Raw genomic sequence first — 19,153 nt, 5'->3', positions numbered from 1 at the left:
CAGGAGCAGACAGTTGACAAGTGTTCCCACCGCCCCGTTGACGGTCCTCGTCGGGCGGCCCCGTTACGAAGGGGCCAACATCCGCACCTGGATCGGCTTCAAGCACTTCGTCTACCTCGTTGAGGAGGCGGTACTGCAATGGTTCCGCGATCGGGGCCCCGGAGCGCGGCAACTCTTCCACGAGCACGGCCTGGGTGTGGAGATCGTCGACTGTTCGGTGCAGTTGCCGGCCGTCCTGGAGGTCGACGACGAGGCCCGGGTGGAGGTGACCGGTGAATCCGCCGGCAGGTTGGCGGTGCGGATGACGGTGCACCGAGACGGCCGGGAGCAGGTCGTGCTGCGCGGCAAGGTCCGCGTCGTGCTGGTCACCGAGCCCGCCGCCACGACGTCGGCACCGGCACCGGCCCACCTGGCCGAGCTGGTGGTACCGACTCTGGGTGCCGCCGACGCGGTGACCCGCCCCGACCATCGGCCGCTGGCCACCGGGCAGACGGTCGCCGACGTGTTGACCCCGGCGGGATCGAACGCGTTCCTCTGGAGTTGGCGGGCACCCTACTTCTACTGCCACTTCTCCGACCGGGTGCAACATTCCGGGTACGTGCGGGCGCTGGAGGAGGTGGTGGACCGCTTCCTGGCCCAGCGGGGCATCTCGGTGGGCCGGCTGGTCCGCGAACGGTCCTGGATTCCGGTGGTCTCCCGGGCCCGGGTACGGCTGGTCGAGGCGGCACTGATGGAGGAGGAGGTGCACACCGTGCTCAACGTGACCGGCGTGTTGCGTGGTGTCATGTTCGATGCCCGGATGGACTGCTATGTGCGCCGCGGCGACCGGCTGGTGCACACGGCGACCGCGACCATCCTGCACGGCTACGCGATAAGCGCCGGCCCGCGTGCCGGCGAGCTCGCCGAGTTCGACGACGAGGTGCTGCGGGCCCTGTCCGGAGGTGCCGTGTGAAGCAGCAGCGGCGGCCCAGGTTGTACTTCTCGTTCCGCAGCCCGTACAGCTGGCTGGCCATCCACCGGCTGCGTCGTGAGGTGCCCGACTTCTTCGACCGGGTCGACTTCTTCCCGTACTGGGATCCCGACGCGCAGACCACCGCGGCGTTGGCGGAGCGCGGTGCGGAACTGCACTACGCCCAGATGAGTCGCGCGAAACACTTCTACATCCTGCAGGACACCAAGCGCCTGGCCGGGCAGGCGGGCATGGCGATGGCCTGGCCGATCGACGTCGACCCGTGGTGGGAACTGCCGCACCTGGCGTGGCTGTCGGCCCGTCGGGCGGGTCGGGCGGTGCCGTTCTACGACGCGCTGGTCGCCGCCCGGTGGGAGCGCGGCGAGGACATCTGCACCCCCGATGTGATCACGAAGGCCGCGACGACCGCCGACTTCGATCCGGCTCTCGCCCAGGCTGCGCCGGACGACGCGGAGATCCGGGCGGAGGGGACCGACTGCCTCGCCGCCGCCTACGACGACGACGTGTTCGGCATCCCGTACCTGCGCTGGGGTCGCCACCGGTTCTGGGGGCTGGACCGGGTCGACCACTTCCTGGCCGCGTGGCAGCCGGACGCCGATCCGCCAGCCGGGCCGACCGGCGTGCCCGAGGCGGTCGCGGCCGGTGTCCCCTTCGACACCGACACCGCCGGAGGTTGCGGATGACGGAACGTACTCCGGCCGAGGAACGACTGCGACGGCAGCGGCAACTCGCCGCGACCTGTCGCCTGTTCGCCCGGTACGGCTTCGACGAGGGGGCCGGGGGGCACGTGACCGCCCGCGATCCGGAGCATCCGGGGCGGTTCTGGATCAACCCGTTCGGCATGCACTTCGGGCATGTACGGGTCAGTGACCTGCTGCTGGTCGACGAGGCGGGCGCGGTTCTGCAGGGCTCCGGTCAGATCAACCCGGCCGGGTACGTCATCCACTCCCACGTGCACGCGGCCCGCCCCGACGTGGTGGCCGCCGCGCACACCCACTCCACTTACGGACGGGCGTGGGCGGCGCTCGGCAGGCCGCTGGATCCGATCACCCAGGACGCCTGTGCGTTCTACGACGACCACACCGTGTTCGAGGACTACACCGGGGTGGTGCTCGCTGCCGAGGAGGGCAAACGCATCGCTGACGCCCTCGGTGACACGAAGGCGGCGGTGCTGCGCAACCACGGGTTGCTGACCGTCGGTGGTTCGGTGGCAGAGGCGGCCTGGTGGTTCATCGCGATGGACCGTAGCTGCCAGGTCCAGTTGCTCGCCGAGGCGGCCGGGCAGCCGGTGCCGATCGGTGCGGCGGAGGCCGCCGAGACCCGGCGGACCATCGGCACCCCGGCGATCGCCCGGCTGAACTTCCGCCCGCTGTACGCCGACATCGTCCGGGCGCAGCCGGATCTGCTGGATTGATTCGAAGGGGGAGCCGTGGCAGAACTGTTGCGGGACCTGGCCGTGGATGCCGGACAGCCGGCATTGCGTGACGCCGCCGGGACGGTGGACTGGCCGGGTCTGGACGCGCGGGTCAACCGGTGGATCCGCCTGCTGCGCGCCCGAGGGCTGCGGGTCGGCGACACGATGGCGGTGGTGTGCGGCAACCGGCGGGAGACCTTCGAGGCGCTGCTCGCCGCCATCCACACCGGAGTTACGGTGGTGCCGGTCAACTGGCACCTGACCGCGTCGGAGATCGCGTACCTGCTGACCGACTCGGACAGCCGGCTGGTGGTGACCGAGCCGGCGTACGCCGCTGTGGTGGACGAGGCGGTGCGCGCGTGCCCCGGTAGCATCGACCGGCTCGTCGCGGGTGAGCGGGATGTCGGTGCTGCCGCAGCGGTCGAACCGCTGCTCGCACCGCTCGCTGACGACGAGCCGGAGGATCAGGTGTGCGGCTCCACCATGCTCTACACCTCCGGCACCACCGGAATGCCCAAGGGTGTACGCAACGGACTGTTCCGCACCGGTGCGCCGTTCGGTCGGGTGGATCGGCTGCTGGCCTACGCCGGGTACACGTTGGCCGTCCCGGCACGTGGCGCCGTGTTGCTGGTGGGCCCCTGGTACCACTCGGCGCAACTGTTCTTCGCCCTGTTGCCGCTGCTGCGTGGCAGCCGGCTGGTGCTGCACGAGCGGTTCGACCCGCAGGCGTTCCTGGCCGCGGTGGCCGAGCACCGGATCACCGCCTGCCATCTGGTGCCCACGCAGTTCGTCCGGCTGCTGCGGCTGGACGCCGGGGTCCGATCCGTGGCGGTGGTGAGCAGCCTGCGGACGGTGTGGCACGGCGGCGGCCCGTGCCCGGTCGAGGTGAAACGGCAGATGATCGAGTGGTGGGGGCCGGTGGTGGTCGAGTACTACGCGGCGACCGAGGCGGGAGTGGTCACGCTGATCGGTGCCGAGGACTGGTTGCAACATCCGGGGAGCGTCGGTCGGGCCGTGCCACCCCACAAGATCGTCATCCTGGGTCCGGACGGCTCGGAGCTGCCGCCCGGCCAGCCGGGTCGGGTGTTCGTCCACCGGGCCGGCAAGACGTTCGAATACCACAACGCTCCCGCCGAGACCCGGGAGGCGCATCTGCGGCCCGGCGTGTTCACCTACGGTGAGACCGGGTTCCTGGACGACGCCGGTTACCTCTACCTGACCGGTCGGGCCCGCGACCTGATCATCTCCGGTGGGGTGAACATTCATCCGGCGGAGGTGCAGGCGGTCCTGCTGTCCCACCCATCGGTCCGGGACGCGGCGGTGACGGGCGAGCCGGACGACGAGTACGGCGAACGGGTGGTGGCGGTCGTCGAGCTTGATCCGCAACGGCTCGACCCGGCCGATGGCGCGCAGGTGCTGGACGAGTTCTGCCGGCGTTCGCTTGCCGGTTTCAAGGTGCCGCGTCGGTGGCGGTTCGTTGCCGAACTGCCCCGTGACGGCACCGGCAAGCTCCGTCACGACGTGTTACGCGATCTGCTGCGCCGGGAAACCGCTGGAGGCCGTTCATGAACCCTGTGGTGCAACGCCCGGACGTGGCCCACCCGGCGACGTACGGAACTGCGGTGCCGCATGCCGAGTTCGCCCGGATGCGACGCGAGGAACCGGTGTCCTGGGTTGCGGAACCAGCGCTGTGGCGGCGCGGCGGTGCCGGCCGGATGCTCAGCCAGGGTTCCGGTTTCTGGGCGGTGACCAGCCACGAGGGGGTGGTCACCGCGTCCCGGCAACCGGAGGTGTTCTCCTCCGGCCGCAGGGGCGCGTTCCTTCCCGACCCGCGCACCGCGGCCGACTTGGAACAGGCCCGGCAGTTGCTGGTGAACATGGATGCGCCGCGACACTCGCGGATCCGTCGTCTGGTCACCTCCGTGTTCACGCCCCGGGCGATCCGCGCGTTGCAGGACAGCGTCGCCGTCCACGCCCGTGACCTGGTGCGCCGAGCCGTGGACAGGGGGGAGTGCGACGTGGTCGCCGACCTCGCCGCGGAGCTGCCGCTGCTGGTCCTGGCGGATCTGCTCGGACTGCCTCGCGAGGATCGGCACCTGTTGCGCGGCTGGAGCGACAACCTTGTCGGCTTCGACGACCCCGAGTACGGCGGCGGGGACGTGGAGGTCTACCGGCGGACGTTCTTCGAGGCTTTCCAGTACGCGCTTGGTGTGGCGGACGAGCGGCGTCGGGCGCCACGGGGAGACCTGATGACGTTGCTGGCGACGAGTGAGGTGGACGGCCGCCGGTTGTCCGATCGTGAGTTCTGTAGTTTCTGGTTGTTGCTGGTGGTGGCCGGCAACGAGACAACCCGACACCTGATCTCCGGCGGGGTGCTGGCGCTGCTGTCGGATCCGGTGCAGTTGGAACGGCTCTCGCGTGACGAGACGCTGTTGCCGACGGCGACGGAGGAGCTGTTGCGTTGGGTCACGCCGATCATGCAGTTCCGGCGCACCGCAACACAGGACACCGAACTGTGTGGTCAGCCCATCGCGGAGGGCGACAAGGTGGTGTTGTGGTACGTGGCGGCGAATCGCGACCCGGCGGTCTTCGTCGATGCGGAGGCGTTGCGGCTGGACCGCAATCCGAACCCGCATCTGTCTTTCGGCATGGGCCCGCACTTCTGTCTCGGTGCCCATTTGGCGAGACTGGAGGCGCAGACGATGCTGCGGGAGTTGGTCCCGCATCTGGCGAACTTCGAGGTGACCGGTCCTGTGGTTCGGTTGGAGAGCAATTTCGTCAACGGGTTGAAATCGCTGCCCGGGCGGTTCACCCACCGGCCCGCTGAGGGGTGACCTGGCGTGACGTGCGCATCGGCTGCTTCCGGTCGACTCAACAGACTGCACACACGGCCTGTAGGGAAGCACCTCGATCCGCTAGTCTGTCTAGAATGTTCAACCACCACACTGTCGGGGTGTGTGCTTTGATGTGAGGGACAGCGGAGGGTAGCGATGGGTGACTACACAATCACCATCAGAGCCGAGAATGCGGACAGCGAAACCGTGATCTCTGTCGACCTGGATGATGCGACACCTCGGGTGGTGGAGCTCGTCATGCGCGCAGGCAGTGGTATGTCGGCACCGGCTCTACCCTCCTTCGACCTGAATCTGCTTCTGCGGGCTCTGTTCCCCGACCACACCGCACCGCTGGCGCCGGTGGTGTCGTCCGACGACACCGGGGAGGTCCCCGTCGACGAGCCCCGGGTTCCGGGCGTCGGTAAGCGGACCCCGCGTTCCGGTGCCAACCGCGCCGCCACGGCCATGCGCCGCCGCTCCGAGGCTTCGGTGCCGAAGGGCCGGGTCTACCGGCGGATGCCGGACGATGTCGTCGAGGTCTTCAACCGCACCGGCACGGTCACCGCAGTCGCCGAACACTACGGGGTGCCCCGGCACACGGCGCAGGGATGGATCGGCCGACTACGTCGCCGTGGCGGCTTCTCCGCCGCCTCCTAGCCGAGCTCAGACGCTGACGCGGCTCACCGGACGACGGCGGGCCGTGGGCACCCTCGGCGTCACCTCTGCGGCGGGTCTCGGTACGTCGGCTGGCGTGACATCCACCGGCACGACGTCAACGGCATCGGCATCGTGCCCCACCGCGACCTGTAGTTGACCGACGGCAGCGTCGAGGCTGTCGAAGATCGGGAACAGCCCGTCGAGTTTCATCGTGTGCAGCACAGTCCGGATGAACCTCGACGGTGCGGCGAGGCACAGCCGCCCCCCACGGTCGCGTACGTCACGGTGCGCCCGGACGAGTATGCCCAACCCGAACGAGTCGATGACCTGAACGTCAGTCAGGTCCACCACCACCGTCCCGGCCACGTCGACAGCGCCGCGCAGCGCTGCCCGCAGCGCATCACCGGTGTGCGGGTCGACGCCGCTGTCTGCTGGCACCGCCACCTCGGTCACGCCGCCCGACCCGCCGCGGTCACCGTCGGCGGGTGGGCTGCCCGGCGGCAGCGCACTGCACCGGGGACAACGGTGCGGACCGGTGGCGAACGGCGATCCACTCCACCCGTGGTCGGAAACCAACGTCCAGACGACCTCGGCGTCGGGCAACACGCAGGCGGTGCCGGTGGTGGTGTCACCACAGACGTCGCAGATCAACGTCATCAGGTTGTCGTCCGGTACGACGGTCATCCTGCTTCCTCTCCGGTACCGCGGCCGGTCGGCCGGGGTCGGGACTCGGGGCGGCGGGCTCAGCACCGACGCCGTGCGGACTGCTCACCGGGAGTCGGGGCGTTCCTTGCCGGTGGTGGCGACCACGATCACCACCGCGACGGCGGCCAGCCCGGCCTGCACCACCAGGCCCAGGATGCTGAACCCCTGCACGCCGGCAAGCCAGGCGGTGATGGCACCGAGTAGCGCGGTGACGGCACCGATGGTCATGGTCAGCCATACCGGCGCGCTCGGACGACCGGGCAGGACCAGCCGGCCGAGTGCGCCGACGGCAAGGCCGACGGCGAGAGCCGTGACAATCCCGGCGCTGGTCATGCTGCTCCTCGTACTCGCGATCTGGTGCGTCGGCCGCCCTGTGTCAGGTGCGCGCGGTGACGGTGGCGCGGCCGAACGCGGCAGCGCGGGGTGCCGGACCCGCCGGCGGTGTCACGCCACTCGGTAGGACGCCCGGTGCGTCGGGGGCGGTTGTGGCGGGGGTCGCCGCCGGGGCTGGGGTGCCCCCGAGGTCGGTGTGTACCGGCAGGATCTGATCCAGTCGGGCGGTCTGCAGGATGCGGGTGATGCGCGGGTTCGGATTGCGTACCGCGAGTACGCCACCGGTGCGGACCATCCGGCGGTGCACGTCGAGCAGCAGGCCGATGGCGGCGGCGTCGATGTGCCGGCAGCCGGCAAGATCGATCACGACCTGCTGGGGATTCAGGGCCAGGAGACGGTCGAGGACCGCGCCGGTCTCCGACAGACAGCTCAGATCGAACTCGGTGATGGCCACCTCGACCAGCGGCACCGAGCATTCGGGGCGTCGTGGTGTGGTCACGTCTACGGCCCTCTCCTGCGGTCTCCAAGTGGCTCTCACCCTGCCCAGCGGGGTTGGCGGCCACCGCGCGGACGGATGACAGTTGCGTGACAAAAGCCCCTGTCGTCGATCGCGGTTGGCCCGGTGGTCGGCGCTTGGGGATGATTCCGGTATGACAGCGGTACTGGTGATCGAGGACGACGACCGGATCCGGTTGGCGTTACTGCTCGCGCTCGAGGACGAGGGCTACGAGGCCCGGGGAGCCGGCACCGCAGAGGAGGGGCTGCGTACCCAGCGCCGCGATCCCGCCGACTACGTCCTGGTCGACCTGATGCTGCCCGGTATCGACGGCTTCGAGGGCATCCGCCAGCTGCGCCGCGACGACGACGTGCCGATCGTCGTGGTCAGCGCCCGTGACGACACCCACGACATCGTCGCCGCCCTGGAGGCCGGTGCCGACGACTACGTGGTCAAGCCCGTAGCGATCAAGGAGCTGACCGCGCGGCTGCGCGCCCTGCGACGACGCGGTCGCACGTCCAGTGCGTCGGACGGACCGGTGCCGGTGTTCGCCTTCGGTGAGCTGGAGGTCAGCCCGGAGGCGGGGGAGGTGCGCCGTTCGGGTGCGCCGGTCGCGGTCACCCGTACCGAGTTCCGACTGCTGTGCGAGCTGGTCGAGCACGCCGGCCGGGTGCTCTCGCGTCAACAGCTGCTCAGCCGGGTGTGGGGGTACGACAGCGGCGACGAACGGCTCGTCGACGTGCACGTCGGGCGGCTGCGCCAGAAGATCGAAGAGGATCCCGCCAATCCCCGGCACCTGGTGACGCTGCGCGGGCTGGGCTACAAGCTGCAACGATGAGACGCCTCGGACTGCGTGCCCGGGTCACCGCCGCGTTCGCGATCGGTGCGTTGCTACTGGCCGCCTCGATGGCCCTGGTGTCGTACGAGCTGACCCGCCGCACCCTGCTCGACGAGCGGGAACGCACCGTGCTGCGGGCGGCGTACTACGACGCCGCAGTGGTCCGGGCCGGGCTGAACACCGAGAATCCGGACGTCGCTGAGGCACTGCGGGCGTTGGACACCGGTACCGGACGGCGACCCCTGGTGCTGCTCGACGGCGAGTGGTATGCCCGTAGCGCCGACACCGGGCTCACCACCATCGTCCCGGTCCGGTTCCAGGAACTCGTCTCGGCGGGCAAGCCTGCGGTGCAGCGGGTCCGCGTGAACGACAGCCCGGTGATGTTGGTCGGTGTTCCGCTGTCCGAGTCGACCGCGTTCTACGAGATCGCCTCGTTACGTGAGCTGGAACAGACCTTCCAGGTGTTGGCGCTCGCACTCACCGCCGTGGCGATCATGGTGGCCGGATCGGGGGCGGCTCTCGGGTGGTACGCCACCCGACACGGGCTGCGCCCGCTGACCGCTGTCGCCGACGCGGCCGAGCGGATCGCGGCCGGTGACTTCACCACCCGGCTCACCCCGGACACCGACCCGGACCTGACCCGTCTGTCCACCTCGTTCAACCGCATGGTCGACGAGTTGGCCGGTCGGATCGACCGGGACCGTCGTTTCGCCGCCGACGTCAGTCACGAACTGCGTTCGCCGTTGCAGACGCTCGCCGCGGCGGCGAGCGTGCTGTCCCGCCGCCGGCAGGGGCAGGACGAGCGGACCGCCACCGCGGCCCGGCTGGTCGCCGACGAGATCGACCGCTTCCAGCAACTCGTGAATGACCTGCTGGATCTGGCCCGTGCCGATCAGCCGGTGCACCGGGAACCGGTCGACCTGCCCGGGTTGGCCCGGCAGGCGTGCCGGGACCGGGACCTGCCGGAGTCGATGGTGCGGCTGGCAACGGGAACGCCGCCCAGTTGGCGGGTGGACCGCCGCCGGGTGACGCAGGTGCTGACCAATCTGTTGGACAACGCCGAGCGGTACGGCGCGGGACCCGTCGAGGTGCGGCTGTCCCACTCCGCCGACACGGGCGTGATCGAGGTCGACGACGAGGGGCCGGGAGTGCCGATGGAGGACCGCAAGGCGATCTTCGACCGTTTCGTCCGTGGGCGGGCCGCCAACTACCGGGGCGAGGGCGACGGCACAGGTTTGGGGTTGGCCCTGGTGGCCCAGCACGCCGCCGCGCACGGCGGAGACGCGTCGGTGAGCGACCGGCCCGAGGGCGGCGCGCGGTTTCGGGTCACCCTGCCCGGGAGCGTCACATGATGCGCTCCACCACCGGCCGACCCGTGCCACCCGGCCCTTTCACGCGGGTCGTCAGAGCCGCAGGTACCACCCGCCCTGCTCGCGCCGCTCGACTGGGCACGACCGCGCTGGTAGCCGTCGCGTTGCTCGGGGCGTGCGGGGTGCCCGCCGAGGACCGACCCCGCACGGTCACCGCGCCACCGGTACCTTTTCCGTCCACCGCCACGGCCGCGCCGACGGCGGCCGAGACCGGCGCGGTGACCGACGTGCTCTACTTCTCCCGCGACGAACGTCTGGTGCCGGTGATCCGTCGGGCCGATCAGGTGCCTGCGCTCGACGCGCAGTTACGGGCGCTTCTGGCCGGGCCGACCCCCGAGGAGCGCGACGACGGGTTGACAAGTGCCCTGCCGGGGGCCTTCACCAGCGCGGTCGTCGAGCTGGTCGACGGGGTGGCCCGGGTGACCGTCGTACTGACCGCCGTGGACACCGGACGCAGCGACGGCCGGTTGGCGTACGGTCAGATCGTTTGCACGCTCAGCGCCCGTACCGATGTGACGGCGGTGCTGTTCGTGGAGGGCGGCAGGCCGCTGAGTGTTCCCAGGGCGGACGGCTCGTTGTCGTCGGGGCCGCTCACCGCCGCCGATTACGCCGTGCTGATCAATCCGCGTTGAGAAGTGGGGACCACCCGACACACGCGCAGCGCGACGGCTCGTATCCTTTCCGCGAACCGCTGTGGCAACGACCGGAAGGGACTTGGTGTGAACGACCGGGCCGAGACGTTGGAGTTCCAGGCCGAAGCGCGTCAGCTGCTCCGGCTGATGGTCCACTCGATCTATTCGAACAAGGATGTCTTCCTCCGTGAGTTGATCTCGAACGCGTCCGACGCGCTGGACAAGCTGCGCCTGGCGTCGATGGTCGACAAGGACCTCGCGGTCGACATCGACGACCTGCACATCGCCATCGAGGTCGACCGGGACGCCCGTACCCTGACGGTGCGGGACAATGGCATCGGCATGAGCCGCGACGAGGTGGTCTCCGTCATCGGCACGATCGCCAAGTCCGGCACCGCGGAGCTGCTGCGGCAGTTGCGGGAGGCCAAGGACGCGGGTGCCTCGCAGGAGCTGATCGGGCAGTTCGGCGTCGGCTTCTATGCCGCGTTCATGGTGGCCGAGCGGGTCGAGTTGGTCACCCGGCGGGCCGGGGAGAGCGGCGGTACCCGCTGGGAGTCCACCGGTGAGGGCACCTACACCATCACCGAGCTGGACGACGCGGCCCAGGGCACGGCGGTGACCCTGCACCTCAAGCCCGCCGACGACGAGGACAACCTGCACGACTACACGGCCGAGTGGACGATCCGGGAGATCGTCAAGCGCTACTCCGACTTCATCGCCCACCCGATCCGGATGACCGTCGAGCGGCCCGGCACCGACGACACCCCCGCCACCACCGAGACCGTGACCCTCAACTCGATGAAGGCGCTGTGGGCCCGCCCGCGCGGCGAGGTCGAGCCCGCCGAGTACCACGAGTTCTACAAGCACGTCAGCCACGACTGGGCGGACCCGCTGGAGACCATCCACATGCGGGGGGAGGGGACCTTCGAGTACGAGGCACTGCTGTTCATCCCCACCCACGCGCCGCTGGACCTGTTCTCCCCGCAGGGCCGTCGGGGGGTGCAGCTCTACGTCAAGCGCGTGTTCATCATGGACGACTGCGACGCGCTGATGCCCAACTACCTGCGGTTCGTCAAGGGTGTGGTGGACGCCCACGACCTGTCGCTGAACATCTCCCGGGAGATCCTGCAGCAGGACCGGCAGATCAGCGCCGTCCGTCGTCGCCTGGTCAAGAAGATCCTCGCCACGGTCAAGGAACTCAAGACCGACCAGCCGGAGCGCTACCGTACCTTCTGGACCGAGTTCGGGCCGGCGGTCAAGGAGGGCCTGCTGGAGGACACCGACAACCAGGACACCCTGTTGGAGATCCTCTCGGTCGCCTCCACCCACGACCCGGCCGAGCAGACCGACCTGGCTGGCTACGTCGAACGCATGCGGGAGGGCCAGCAGGACGTCTACTACGCCACCGGCGAGAACCGGGTCACCATCGAGAACTCCCCGCACATGGAGGCGTTCCGCGCCAAGGGCTACGAGGTGCTGCTGCTCACCGACCCGGTCGACGAGGTCTGGGTCGAGCGGGTCGGCAGCTACGCCGGCAAGACGCTGCGCTCGGTCGCCAAGGGGCAGGTCGACCTGGACACCGAGCAGGAGCGTACCGAGGCCGAAGCCGAGCGGGAGCGGCAGCGCACCGAGTACGCCGACCTGCTCGGCTGGATGGGCACCGTGCTGGCGGACCACGTCAAGGAGGTTCGTCTGTCGTCGCGGCTGACCACGTCGCCGGCCTGCGTGGTCGGCGACGCGCACGACCTCACGCCCACCCTGGAGAAGATGTACCGGGCGATGGGGCAGGAGGTGCCGAAGGTCAAGCGGATCCTGGAGATCAACCCCACCCACCCGCTCGTCACCGGCCTGCGCAAGGCACACGAGCAGGGCGCCACCGGCGACTCCCTCACGGAGACCGCCGAGCTGCTCTACGGCACCGCGCTGCTCGCCGAGGGCGGAGACCTGGCCGACCCGTCGCGGTTCGCCCGGATCCTCGCCGACCGCCTCGCCCGCACCCTGTAGCCGCGCCCGCTGCCGGGATCGAGTGGCACCAACTCGATCCCGGCAGCGGGCAAGACCGTGGCTGTGGGTGTCAGGAACGTGTCGGGGCTGGCACCTCACCCCTACCGGTCACGTCGCCAACGCCGTTCCGGTACCGCCCGCGTGGTCTCGTCCACCGGAATCCGCTGCGCCTCGGCCTGCTCCAGCAGTCGCCGCCGCGCAGCGTCCCGCTCGGCCCCCTCGACCTGCTCGCCCCGGCTCACAGGTTCCTCGTCCTGCACGTTCACTTCACCTCCACCGATCTCTGCCGCGAGACCTCGGTCAGGAGGGGCTGACCACCGAATCCTTCGTCCGGGCCGCGTGGCGCGCACCGCCTCCTCCCGTGTGATCCGTCGGACCGCACGGGTTAGTGAAGGGTTTCTGTCTCATCGGGCCGAAGAGGACGGCTGCCCTCTCCGAATCGGACAGTAGGAGGCAGTGGTGACTGAGTAATCACTGGAAGTTATGTGGCGAGTCTGATGCCCATTCGGCCAGCCAGCAGCCGAAGATCAACTGGGACGGCCCGACGCCTTGCCCGCTGGGCGAGGGAAACCACCGCGTCGCGCGCGAGGGGGTTCAGCGCGAACGGAATGGGTGCGGCTCGCTCGGCCTGTACGAATGCGCCCAGCGCTTCCGCGTCTCGACGGCCGCTCTCCGTCAAGGCACGGCCAAGGTCGAGCCAGTAGGACAGTTGCCGATTCGTCGCTGCGAGCACCTGCGGTCGGACAGTGCGGGAAAGTTCGATCACCTGGCCCATCTCGCCCTGCTCTGCCGCGATGGACATCTGCCAGAGCCCGACGTTGGTCGGTCCGAAGCCGCAGCCGTTGAAGCCGCCCCCGTCGACCGGATCGCCGAGACTGGCCGCCTCCCGGGTCGCCTCGGCAAGATGGTCGCGAGCGATATCCAGGCGGCCGTCCACGGTCGAGGTTAACGCGGCCGAGAGGTGCAGTTGGCCGAGCATCTGACGCACCCGCACTTCGCCGGCGTCGGCCTGCAACTCGCCAAGTGACCGGTCGGCGGCCTTGGCGGCGAGCGCCGCCGACTCGATCGGCAGGCTCTGCACGTAGGCGAAGCGCGCCGCTGCCATCCAGGCAGGATCCTCGACGTTCCCGGCCGCCGACACCGCAACCCGGGCTGCATTGAGCGCCAGGTGTCGATATCCGAGATGCCGAAGACATGTCGACGCCTGGTAGGCGGCCTGCGCAAGTGTCGGACCGCCCACGGCGGCGGCCTCCACCAGCAGGTTGGGAAGCATCCGGGCCATGGCCGGGTAGTTGCAGCTCATGCGGAGCCGGTCGCTTCGTTCGATGTCGCCAGTCAGCTGTTCGCTGGCACGCGTCGGGGGCCGCCGCTCGCCGTCTTCGATTTCGATCAGCGCCGACCAGATCGCCGGCACGAACTCCGCCGCCCGCTCCCTGGCGGGGTCGCCGGTCTCGATGCCCTGGCCCAGGAGGTCGGCCACGGTGACCTGGAGAGCGGCAGCGAAAGCAACGAGGGCGGAGCGCCGGTCGATGATCTTCCGCCCCGACTCGATCTGCGAGACGTAGGACTGGCTGACTCCAGCGAGCCCGGCGAGGACGGCCTGGGACATGCCGCCCCGACGCATCCGCCAATAGCGGATCCTCGCACCCACGGTGTCGGCACTCTTGACCATACTTACCGTCTACCTCCCGAGTGGCCGGTTCGGTAAGCGGCACGCGCCCCAAGCCACAAGTTGGACGGTACCCCGCTTCGTTGCCGATGAGACCCATGCCGCATCGGCCAAGTCAGGCACCGCCGTGGTTTCGGCGCGCAGAAGACACGGCGGTATTACTGCAGGAGTGGAGTTTCTGGTGGCTGGGTACCACTGGCCGGCATGAGTGCGAGTGCGCTTGTGAATCCGGACCGGCCTGCGCCCGCCGTGGCGGTGGGCACCGTCGCGGTCGTGGCCCACCGAAAGAAGAACCTCGGTGGGGGCCTGGACGAGCTGCGCGCCGCCCTCGTCGGTGCGGGCGTCGAGCACCTGCTCTGGTACGAGGTGCCCAAAAGCCGGAAGGCACCGAAAAAGGTCCGTAAGGCGCTCGACAAGGGCGCCGAACTGGTCTTCGTATGGGGCGGCGACGGCATGGTCCAACGGTGCGCCGACACCCTCGCCGGATCCCGCGTACCGATGGCGATCCTGCCGGCCGGCACCGCCAACCTGTTCGCCACCAACCTGGGCATTCCCGAGGATCTGCGTGAGGCCGTCCGGATCGGCCTGCACGGGCGGCGGAGCCGGCTCGACCTGGGCAAGCTCAACGGCGAGCACTTCGCGGTGATGGCCGGTGCCGGCTTCGACGGCGACCTCATCCGCGAGGCCGACCGGGAGATGAAGGGACGTGTCGGCCGGCTCGCCTACGTGTGGACCGGGCTGCGCCACGTGCGCGGCGAGTTGACCCGGACCCGGATCACCGTCGACGGTGCCCTCTGGTTCGACGGCGAGGCCAGTTGCGTGCTGTTCGGCAACGTCGGCACCATCACCGGCGGCATCCCCGCCTTCGACGACGCCCGCCCCGACAGCGGCGCGTTGGAGATCGGTGTCTCCACCGCCAGCGGCGCCGTCGACTGGGCCCGCACCCTCGGTAAGATGGCCACCGGCCGCTCCGAGGACTCCAAGTTCGTGCGGATCACCCGGGGCCGCAGGGTCAAGGTCCGCTTCGCCGACCCCAAGACGTACGAACTGGACGGCGGCGCCCGCAGCACGGCCCGGAAACTGAAGGCACGCGCCATGCCCGCCGCCCTGACCGTGTGCTGCCCCGATCGGGACGCCGAGGAGGTACCCGCCCCACAGTGAGCCCGGGCAGGGTGGCGGTGAGGGTCGGGTCGGCCGTGACGACGACCGGGCGCCGGGGCAGCCGGTCGACGACAGCGCCGAGCCAAGGGCCGGCGAGGGTGGGCGTGTGAGCGCAGAGGCGGTGAGCACGGCCAGGCCGGGGGAAGTGGGTGAGGTCGAGGATCCAGCGGCCGGTGACCAGGGCCATCGCGCTGCCACCCGGGCGGACGGGACGCCGGCGAGTTGGTCGAGCGGGTCGAGCACCCGTCAACGCAACATTGACATCGCGGCCCGGCCTGGCGCGCTCAGGCGGCGGACTGGCGACGGGAGTGGTCCGTCGACCAGGTCGGTCGGGCGGTCGAGTCCGCCCAGTTGTCGTCCCGGCTGGCAGCGGGAGCTGACGTCTCGCCTGCCGTACCGCCCTGGGCGAGGTTCAGCGCCCGCTGGGCCTGCTGCCACGGCTCGCACGGCCAGGTCTGGCCGGCGCACAGCAGGTGGGTGCAGCCTGCGTCCTCGCCCGGCGCGTGCGCGTCGGCGACGCCCAGGGCGAGCCGCCACAGCAGCGGATCGGTGATACCCGCCGGGCGGGTGGCTGTGTGGTCGGGCCGGTCGGTGGCGTTCTCGGACACGCGTGATCCCCCTCGTTGACTACCCTCACGCTCTTGATCTCCAGTCTGCACGCAGGTCAAACACCGGACTCCTGCTGGCGACCCTGGCGGTGCCCGTCACCAACACCGCAGCCGACCCACCTACGCCTCGACGCTCTGCGGCTCGGCCGGCATCCGGGAGGGCGGCGAGACGCCCACCATCCCCGTCGGCACGGCCGTGCACTGGTTCTCGGTGGACGCGGCCGGCAACGTGGAGCGCGACTACCAGCCCGACGGACGAGGCAACAACCACAACGAGCAGAAAGTCAAGGCACCGAAGCGCTGACCGAGGGACCTTCGCGGGCCGTGAGGTGTCCGGCCGTTGCCCGGGCACCAACGGCTTGACCTTGACAGAGTGACAAGGTCTTCACTGTGTCGAGGAGGTGATCCGGATGAACATGTCACAAGAGTCCACGCAGCCGGCACGGATGCTGCGTGGCCTGGCGCACGCCGACCCGTCGGTGCGGCTGCGGGCCGCGCTCGCGGCCGGCACGACACCCGACCCGCAGTTGATTGACAAGCTGGTGCAGCGCTGTGCGGTCGAGCCCGACTTCTCCGTACGCGAAATGCTCACCTGGGCCCTCACCCGGCACCCAGCCGCCCTGACCGTCCCCGGGCTCGTCGCGGAGCTGCGCTCGGAAACCGCCCAGGCCCGCAGCCAGGCGTTGCACACCCTGTCCAAGATCGGGGACCGGCGGTCGTGGCCGGCGATCACCCAGGCGTTGCTGACCGACGCCGACGACGAGGTGGCGCGCAGCGCCTGGCGGGCGGCAGTGGTGCTGGCACCCGACGGTGAGCAGCCGGCGTTGGCCGCCGTGCTGGCGACCCAACTCGGGCGAGGTGGGCGGGAGACACAGCTGAGCCTCAGCCGGGCGCTGATCGGGCTCGGGGAGGTGATCACTCCGGTCCTGGCTGCGGCTGGGAAGAATCCCGACCCCGGCGTGCGGCAGCACGCGATCGCCACGCAACGCCTGCTCGACGACCCGGACGCCGGCTTCGAGTTCGCGATCGAGGAGGCCAAGCGTACGGTGGCCCTCGGTGAGAACGACCGGATCCGGTGACCGGCGGTGTTGATCGGTGAGGTGGCCCGACGCTCCGGCGTCAGTGCCCGGATGCTCCGGCACTACGAGTCGCTCGGCCTGGTGGAACCGACGGGCCGCACCGGGGTCGGCTACCGGGAGTACTCAAGCGACGACGTCCGGAGGATCTTCCACATCGAGAGCCTGCGGTCGCTGGGACTGTCACTGCGGGAAGTGAAGCGGGCGCTGGACGATCCCGCCTTCACCCCCGCGCAGCTTGTGGCGGACCTGATCCAGCAGACCACGGCGCGGATCACCACCCAGACAGAGCTGCTCACCCGGCTGCGTCGGATCGGCGCCGCCCAACCCGAAGACTGGGCGGACGTACTCCAGGCCGTCGCCCTGCTCCAAGCTCTCGGCTCCGAGAACGCCGGACGCCGTCAGCGCGCTGCCCTGTCCTCTGCCGGTGACCCGGCGGTGCCGGCGGAGGCACTTGTCGAGGCGGTGCTGAGCGAAGCGGACCCGAACGTCGCCGGTGCGCTGCGCTGGGCGCTGGCGAAGTCGGCAGGCGATGCGGCGGCGCTGCTGGCGGTGGGCCTCGACGCACCCGACTCCGAAATACGCAAACGCGCCGTCCGGTCCATCGCCGAGATCCCCGACGGCGCCGCGACCGTGCTGCTGCGGGACACCCTCGCCCACCCCGACCTCGTCGTCCGCAGGTACGCGGCACTCGCGCTCGCCGCCCGCGGCGGGGCCGAGTCGATCCCGATCCTGGTCGCGATGGTCGTCGAGGAGACGAACGAAGCTGACGCGGCCGACGCACTGACGGCGCTGGCCGGTGAGCCCACGTTGGCGGAGCGGATCGCCGGCCACCTGGTCGAGCACCTCACCGCCGACGGTGTGGCCCCGCCGGTGCGTAGCCGGTTGACGCAGGCGCTCGCGGACATCCCCGGGGCCACGGCCGCGCGTGCCCTCGCAGCCCTGACCCATGACGAGGACCGCACGGTGGCACACACCGCCCGGTACGTGCTCACCCTGCGGAACGATCGGTAGCCGTGTCGGGCGATCCGTCCACGCCGCCAACTCGACAGCGGCGACCTTGCCCACAGCCATCGTCCCGACAGCGTCGGTTCCTGAGCTGCTGGACGCGGCCCACGACCGGTCAGTTGTCGGCCCCGACCCGACCGGCGGAACGGCGGCGGATGTGGCGGTGGCCTCCTGGAACACATTGGGCCATGGTGTCGAGCAGTGTCGGGTGGCGGGACCCGGTCCATCGAGGGCCACCGACCGCGATGATGGAACAGTGAAAATTCTGTCCATCCAGTCCTCGGTCGCCTACGGCCACGTCGGCAACTCGGCGGCGGTGTTCCCCCTGCAACGGCTCGGCCACGAGGTGTGGCCGGTGCTGACCGTGCACTTCTCCAACCACACCGGGTACGGCGCGTGGCGCGGTCCGCTGTTGGCGCCCGCCGACGTTGCCGAGGTGATCGCCGGCATCGCCGACCGGGGGGTGCTCGGCGACGCCGACGTGGTCCTCTCGGGCTACCAGGGTGATCCGGCCATGGGTGCGGTGATCCTCGACGCGGTGACCTCGGTGAAGACCCTCAACCCGGGCGCCCTCTACTGCTGCGACCCGGTGATGGGTGATGTCGGCCGGGGCATGTTCGTCCGGCCCGGCATCCCCGAGTACCTGCGTGACGTGGTGGTGCCCCGCGCCGACATCGTCACCCCCAACCAGTTCGAGCTGGAGTTCCTCGCCGGCCGCCGGACGAACACGATCGGCGACCTGCTGGCGGCCGTCGACACGGTACGCGCCACCGGGCCCCGGCACGTACTGGTTACGAGCGTGCTGCACGACGACCTGCCGGCTGGTGCGCTGGAGGTGGTGGCCGTCTCCGACGCCGGTGCCTGGGCGGTGACGACGCCGCTGCTGCCGATCAACCCCAACGGTGGCGGTGATATCACCGCCGCCCTGTATCTGGCGCACCTGGCCACCACGGGTTCGCCGGCCACCGCGCTGGAACGGACCACCAACTCGATCTTCGCCGTGTTGGAGGCCACTCTCGCGGCCGGCACCCGGGAACTGCAACTGGTCACCGCCCAGTCCGCGATCGCCGACCCCCCGACCCGCTTCGCCGCCCGGCGACTGCGGTAGCGCACGGTGCGCACCGCTGACTCGACATCGGTACTCCATACCGCACAGCAGTGGCCTCTCCGAACGGCTGCACCGGACAGGGAGTGGGAGTGAAGTCCTTGAACTGACGCCCGAACAACCAACGGCGGGGAACTACGTGGGGTACGCCGCCGCGTGGCCGGGGCAGCTGAAGGTGCCGGTCTCGGCTGCGGAGACAGCGGAACCGGGCAGCGTGGCGCAACAGGGCGCTCGGTCGGTAGCTACCGACGTCCTCGTCCGGGACTCAGCGGT

General features: G+C 70.1%; 20 protein-coding genes. 14 read left to right on the top strand and 6 right to left on the bottom strand.

Going from position 1 to position 19,153, the window contains the following annotated elements:
- Positions 1 to 13: 13 nt before the first annotated feature.
- From HCA58_RS07530 to HCA58_RS07505, 6 genes are all read left to right on the top strand, one after another.
- Positions 14 to 952, top strand: coding sequence for a thioesterase family protein (locus HCA58_RS07530; RefSeq protein WP_169597043.1), 939 nt, complete (start codon positions 14 to 16; stop codon positions 950 to 952).
- A complete protein-coding gene (locus tag HCA58_RS07525) occupies positions 949 to 1,653 on the top strand; it encodes a DsbA family protein (RefSeq protein ID WP_169597042.1) in 705 nt (234 codons plus the stop codon). The genes HCA58_RS07530 and HCA58_RS07525 overlap by 4 nt, the downstream gene beginning before the upstream one ends.
- Positions 1,650 to 2,384 (top strand): class II aldolase/adducin family protein, encoded by a 735-nt coding sequence (locus HCA58_RS07520; RefSeq protein WP_169597041.1) that lies wholly within the window; start codon positions 1,650 to 1,652, stop codon positions 2,382 to 2,384. The genes HCA58_RS07525 and HCA58_RS07520 overlap by 4 nt, the downstream gene beginning before the upstream one ends.
- Before the next feature lie 15 nt (positions 2,385 to 2,399).
- Complete coding sequence (locus HCA58_RS07515; RefSeq protein WP_169597040.1) at positions 2,400 to 3,953, top strand: AMP-binding protein; 1,554 nt, start codon at positions 2,400 to 2,402, stop codon at positions 3,951 to 3,953.
- On the top strand, positions 3,950 to 5,218 hold the full coding sequence (locus HCA58_RS07510) for a cytochrome P450 (RefSeq protein WP_169597039.1): 1,269 nt from the start codon (positions 3,950 to 3,952) through the stop codon (positions 5,216 to 5,218). The genes HCA58_RS07515 and HCA58_RS07510 overlap by 4 nt, the downstream gene beginning before the upstream one ends.
- 156 nt (positions 5,219 to 5,374) lie before the next feature.
- Positions 5,375 to 5,875: a hypothetical protein gene (locus HCA58_RS07505; protein ID WP_169597038.1), complete on the top strand. Its 501-nt coding sequence runs from the start codon at positions 5,375 to 5,377 to the stop codon at positions 5,873 to 5,875.
- 6 nt (positions 5,876 to 5,881) lie between these two features.
- Here HCA58_RS07505 and HCA58_RS07500 read toward each other — a convergent pair whose 3' ends face one another.
- From HCA58_RS07500 to HCA58_RS07490, 3 genes are all read right to left on the bottom strand, one after another.
- The gene (locus HCA58_RS07500; protein ID WP_169597037.1) at positions 5,882 to 6,559 is read right to left on the bottom strand and encodes an STAS domain-containing protein; all 678 of its coding nucleotides are present in this window, start codon (positions 6,557 to 6,559) and stop codon (positions 5,882 to 5,884) included.
- 84 nt (positions 6,560 to 6,643) lie between these two features.
- Entirely contained in the window at positions 6,644 to 6,913 is a 270-nt protein-coding gene (locus tag HCA58_RS07495) for a GlsB/YeaQ/YmgE family stress response membrane protein (RefSeq protein WP_169597036.1), read from the bottom strand.
- 43 nt (positions 6,914 to 6,956) lie between these two features.
- Complete coding sequence (locus HCA58_RS07490) at positions 6,957 to 7,412, bottom strand: STAS domain-containing protein (protein ID WP_169597035.1); 456 nt, start codon at positions 7,410 to 7,412, stop codon at positions 6,957 to 6,959.
- A gap of 151 nt (positions 7,413 to 7,563) precedes the next feature.
- On the opposite strand from HCA58_RS07490, the gene HCA58_RS07485 reads away from it, so the two are divergent.
- From HCA58_RS07485 to htpG, 4 genes are all read left to right on the top strand, one after another.
- Positions 7,564 to 8,247, top strand: coding sequence for a response regulator transcription factor (locus HCA58_RS07485; RefSeq protein WP_169597034.1), 684 nt, complete (start codon positions 7,564 to 7,566; stop codon positions 8,245 to 8,247).
- A complete protein-coding gene (locus HCA58_RS07480) occupies positions 8,244 to 9,599 on the top strand; it encodes a HAMP domain-containing sensor histidine kinase (RefSeq protein WP_169597033.1) in 1,356 nt (451 codons plus the stop codon). Before HCA58_RS07485 ends, HCA58_RS07480 begins: the two co-directional genes overlap by 4 nt.
- Positions 9,596 to 10,249, top strand: coding sequence for a GerMN domain-containing protein (locus HCA58_RS07475; RefSeq protein WP_240955676.1), 654 nt, complete (start codon positions 9,596 to 9,598; stop codon positions 10,247 to 10,249). The genes HCA58_RS07480 and HCA58_RS07475 overlap by 4 nt, the downstream gene beginning before the upstream one ends.
- 87 nt (positions 10,250 to 10,336) lie before the next feature.
- Positions 10,337 to 12,253: a molecular chaperone HtpG gene (gene htpG, locus HCA58_RS07470; protein WP_169597032.1), complete on the top strand. Its 1,917-nt coding sequence runs from the start codon at positions 10,337 to 10,339 to the stop codon at positions 12,251 to 12,253.
- A gap of 101 nt (positions 12,254 to 12,354) precedes the next feature.
- On the opposite strand, the gene HCA58_RS07465 is transcribed toward htpG, so the two are convergent.
- Both HCA58_RS07465 and HCA58_RS07460 read right to left on the bottom strand, forming a co-directional pair.
- Positions 12,355 to 12,519, bottom strand: a complete 165-nt coding sequence (locus HCA58_RS07465) for a hypothetical protein (RefSeq protein WP_169597005.1) — start codon at positions 12,517 to 12,519, stop codon at positions 12,355 to 12,357.
- A gap of 215 nt (positions 12,520 to 12,734) precedes the next feature.
- A complete protein-coding gene (locus HCA58_RS07460) occupies positions 12,735 to 13,925 on the bottom strand; it encodes a helix-turn-helix transcriptional regulator (protein ID WP_169597031.1) in 1,191 nt (396 codons plus the stop codon).
- A gap of 201 nt (positions 13,926 to 14,126) precedes the next feature.
- On the opposite strand from HCA58_RS07460, the gene HCA58_RS07455 reads away from it, so the two are divergent.
- Positions 14,127 to 15,083 (top strand): diacylglycerol kinase family protein, encoded by a 957-nt coding sequence (locus tag HCA58_RS07455; RefSeq protein WP_169597030.1) that lies wholly within the window; start codon positions 14,127 to 14,129, stop codon positions 15,081 to 15,083.
- 284 nt (positions 15,084 to 15,367) lie between these two features.
- Here the strand turns inward: HCA58_RS07455 and HCA58_RS07450 are convergent, their stop codons facing one another.
- On the bottom strand, positions 15,368 to 15,691 hold the full coding sequence (locus HCA58_RS07450; protein WP_169597004.1) for a hypothetical protein: 324 nt from the start codon (positions 15,689 to 15,691) through the stop codon (positions 15,368 to 15,370).
- Between the two features lie 416 nt (positions 15,692 to 16,107).
- Between HCA58_RS07450 and HCA58_RS07445 the strand changes: the two genes are divergently transcribed.
- The 3 genes from HCA58_RS07445 to pdxY all read left to right on the top strand — a co-directional run bounded on the left by HCA58_RS07445 (position 16,108) and on the right by pdxY (position 18,883).
- Positions 16,108 to 16,770, top strand: coding sequence for a HEAT repeat domain-containing protein (locus HCA58_RS07445; protein ID WP_240955702.1), 663 nt, complete (start codon positions 16,108 to 16,110; stop codon positions 16,768 to 16,770).
- A gap of 6 nt (positions 16,771 to 16,776) precedes the next feature.
- A complete protein-coding gene (locus tag HCA58_RS07440) occupies positions 16,777 to 17,781 on the top strand; it encodes a MerR family transcriptional regulator (RefSeq protein WP_169597028.1) in 1,005 nt (334 codons plus the stop codon).
- 250 nt (positions 17,782 to 18,031) lie between these two features.
- Entirely contained in the window at positions 18,032 to 18,883 is an 852-nt protein-coding gene (pdxY, locus tag HCA58_RS07435; protein WP_169597027.1) for a pyridoxal kinase PdxY, read from the top strand.
- The last annotated feature ends 270 nt before the right edge of the window (positions 18,884 to 19,153 follow it).

The organism is Micromonospora sp. HNM0581 (assembly GCF_012726175.1).
Classification (GTDB): domain Bacteria; phylum Actinomycetota; class Actinomycetes; order Mycobacteriales; family Micromonosporaceae; genus Micromonospora.
This window is presented reverse-complemented; position numbering and strand designations above follow the sequence as displayed.